General features: G+C 42.0%; 2 protein-coding genes. One reads left to right on the top strand and one right to left on the bottom strand.

Going from position 1 to position 3,880, the window contains the following annotated elements; genetic code table 11:
- Positions 1–25 precede the first annotated feature (25 nt).
- Complete coding sequence (locus PN499_RS17265; protein WP_272033330.1) at positions 26–1,213, bottom strand: anion transporter; 1,188 nt, start codon at positions 1,211–1,213, stop codon at positions 26–28.
- 366 nt (positions 1,214–1,579) lie between these two features.
- Between PN499_RS17265 and PN499_RS17260 the strand changes: the two genes are divergently transcribed.
- Positions 1,580–3,763: a GAF domain-containing protein gene (locus tag PN499_RS17260; protein ID WP_272033331.1), complete on the top strand. Its 2,184-nt coding sequence runs from the start codon at positions 1,580–1,582 to the stop codon at positions 3,761–3,763.
- The last annotated feature ends 117 nt before the right edge of the window (positions 3,764–3,880 follow it).

Here is a 3,880-nt window from a genome sequence, read left to right as displayed (position 1 = left end):
CCCCTAGCCCCTCTTCATTAAACATTCAATATATCCAAAAATAAGCAATGACCAAAGTGACCAAAGTCAAGGGTAAGCCAAATCGTAAATGTTCCTGAAAACTCAGCCGATAACCTTGCTTACTCCCCACCTCGGCCACAATCAAATTAGCCACAGAACCCAATAAAGTTAAATTCCCCGCCAGGGTAGAAGCAGCCGCCAATAGCAACCAAGCTTGCGTATCTCCTTTCGGAATAAGGGACTGGAGAACCAACACAGCCGGCACATTAGAAATTAAATTAGAAAGAATTACCGTTACTCCCAATAAACTTGGTGGCTGCTCGATCGAACCCGTCAAATTATTTAATATACCTAGTTCCTGGGTAGCCTGAGTAATTACAAACAATCCCGCAAACATTACTAACAGGTTCCAATCTATATTACCCAAAATACGAGCGCTATTGACTCGACGAGTAATCAATAAGATACTAGCAGCAATTAAAGCCGAATCTGGTAAAGGATATCCCGTCAAAAATGCGATTAAAAGTCCCGTAGTCACCCATAAACTTTTAAATAATAAAGGTTTAAAAAGACGATAGCGAACTAAGGGATAAGCGGGAAAAGGTTTCAAAGAACGTACTTCTGGATAAAGCCACCACAGCCAACCCACCTGAACCAAGAGACAAATTAAAGCAACAGGTGCGAGCGATCGCGCAAATTCTAAATAGCCGATTCCCGAAAAAGAACCAATCAGAATATTTTGTGGATTCCCACTGATAGTCGCGACGGAACCCAAATTAGTACCTCCCGCTAAAGCTAATAAATAAGGTAATGGATTCACAGACAAAGAGCGAGTCAAAGTCAATGTTAAAGGCGTTAATAAAATAGCGGTTGTATCGTTAAGGAAAAATGCTGATAAAATGCCGCTGCCAAAGGTGATAGCCACCAAAATTCCCAAGGGACTCTTACCGAAGCAAGTCAAAAAAACTAGAGCTAATTGAAAAAAACCAGAGGCTCCCAAAGCTGAATTAACAACCATCATCCCTAATAGGAAAACAATAGTTCCCGCATCAATTGCCTCCCAAGCTGAGTTAAGGTTAAGAATTCCCAAAGCCACAACCAAACCCGAACCTGCGATCGCGATCGCAGCACGGTTCATTCGCAGTCCTGGCAAGTATCCCAAACCCAACCCCAAGTAGGTCAGCCCCAAAACTAAGTATTTAAGTAGTATCATGTATTGTAGAAAATCCTGTAGTACCGATTTCTTCCATTGTGGAGGATACTGGAAAAAAGAGATCGATTAGCATTTAATGAAGAGCTTATGGCTCCGAGTGATGCGATCGCAAACAGCCGAGCTTCCAGACAAACGATGCACCAGACTCCTTAACACTGAAAATGAAGAGGTTATAAATTTGTTACAATTTGCAGCTTTTTGGAACCAAAAGCATTAGTTTAGTTTCAAGCAAAAGCTAAATCTGACTACATAGATACAGTTGATCAACAACGATTTAAGCCAAAAGTGTCGATCAGAAAATCCCACTCAAGCGACCCAGAAAGAGAGAATCTCCACTCTTCCGATGACTGTACCAGCGTTCCCCAGATGCGAGAATTTTCCACAGAAGGAATGCCTGAACGGGAGTGGTATCGAATGCTGTGGGAAAATCTTCCCTGCATCTACTTTGTTATCGATGCTAGGGGTATTGTTTTTTCCGTCAATCAGTTCGGCGCAAACCGCCTCGGCTATAGTCAACTGGAGTTGAATTCCCAACCAATTTTTAGCATTTTTAACTCAGAATGTCGCGATTGCTTAGAAGAGCAGTTTTTCGCTTTCGCGCAGCAGACAAATAGCCTTTCATCTCCAACCTCTGCCTTAAGAGAAGCGCGTATAACTTGCAAAGATGGTAGCATTCTGACCGTAAAATCGATCTTACACGCCTTGCCGCGCCTAACTGGGGAAGAAATCGCCACAGAGAGAGCATTGGTAACTGGTAATTGCCAATTACCCTTAATTCTACTAATTTGTGAAATCCTATCTGTGCCAATTACTAATGTGGAAACAAGCTCAGAAAAAATATTTAGCAAATATACTCAGGCAATTTCACAACTAGCAAGTAGTAAAACTTTAGAGTGTCACAATGGTAGCGAGTTTCTAGGAGAAATCACAGAAGCCGCAGTCAATACTCTAGAAGTAGAACGTGCTAGTGTCTGGCTATATAGCAGCGACAAATCGCAACTCGGCTGTATCGATCTTTACGAGGAAAGTACAAGGCAGCATTCTGCTAAAGAAATGCTAGCAGCGGTAAATTTTCCCGCTTATTTTCAAGCTTTAAATTCAAAAAATACCATCGCAATTGCCCAAGCACAAACTGACCCCAGAACTCAAGAGCTTTCCCTTTCTTACTTTGCAGAATCGGGAATTACTTCCCTACTGAATGTACCGATTTTACTAGCTGAAGAAATGGTGGGAATTCTCTGTTTAGAACAGGCAGTTACTCCCCGCTATTGGACAGCACAAGACGAACATTTTGCAGCAAGCCTCGCAGGATTTATTTCCAAAAGTCTTGAAAATTACCCAAAAGAACGATTAGAAACTGACAGGGAAATTCTCAGGCAAAAGTATAAGAAGAGCAAACTTGCAGAAGAAGCTTTGGAGCGAGAGCGAAACCTGTTTACAACTGGCCCAGTTACAATTTTTCGCTGGCAACCCCAAGAAAATTGGCAAGTGGAATACGTCTCTCCAAATGTCGTGCAATTCGGCTATGAAGCTAGCGATTTTATCAGCGGTAAATTGTTTTATACTAATATTATTCATCAGGAAGACTTGGCGAGAGTAGTGGCGGAATTCCAAAGTTATAGCGAAGCAGGAGCGACTTCTTTTGAACAAAATTACCGAATTGTTAAAGGAGATGGTTTAATCCGCTGGGTGTACGATTTCACCTCAGTTACCCGCAATAGTAGGGGGGGAATTGCTTATTGCGATGGGTATGTTTTAGACATTACGGAGAGCAAACTCGCCCAAATTGCGCTCCGCCAGCAAGCGGAACGAGAACGCTTAGTTGGACAAATTCAAGCTCGCATTCGCTCTTCCTTGGACTTAAATGCAGTTCTCAATACTGCGGCCGCAGAAGTGAGGCAATTTCTCGAAACTGATAGAGTAATTATTTTCCGTTTTCGACCAGACTGGAGCGGTGATGTTGTGGTAGAATCGGCGAGTAAGGGAACAATGTCAATTTTGAATACAAATCTCTATGACCCTTGTTTTGGACAAACCTATGTAGGACAGTACCAAAAAGGTAGAATTCGAGCTATAGAGGATATTTACAATGCTGGTTTGAGCGAGTGTCACGTCAATTTATTAAGCAACTGTAAGGTGAGAGCAAATTTAGTAGTGCCCATTATTCAAAGCGACCAAACAGTTAAAAATTCACCTTCCTCCTCTTCAGTTGTTAATAGAGGCAGTCAAAATCAAAATAGTTTATGGGGTTTGCTAATTGCTCACCATTGCAACAACACTAGGCAATGGCAGTCTTGGGAGACGGAGTTGCTCAAACAATTGGCTACTCAAATTGCGATCGCGATCGAGCAATCTCAACTTTACCAGCAGTTAGAAGCAGCTAACCAAGAGTTACAGAATTTAGCCTCCTTGGACGGCCTGACAAAAATAGCTAATCGCCGCCGATTTGACGAAGTTCTTACCCAAGAGTGGCAGCGGTTAATAGTTGAACCCATACGGCTATCTTTGATTTTGTGCGATATAGACCAATACGGTTCAGTTAAGGCTTAAATAGTGGTAAATTAGGTATGGTGTCCAAAAATGGAGAGCAAGTAAGGTGCATCTCAAAGAATTTTCATTAGTATCTCCCAAAATCCCAAGTACGGAGATATTCAAGGCCATAGAGAT

Source organism: Kamptonema animale CS-326, assembly GCF_028330895.1.
In the GTDB taxonomy this organism is placed as follows: Bacteria; Cyanobacteriota; Cyanobacteriia; order Cyanobacteriales; family Microcoleaceae; genus Kamptonema; species Kamptonema formosum.
The sequence above is the reverse complement of the archived record's forward strand: the minus strand, read 5'-3'. Positions and strand labels throughout refer to the sequence as shown.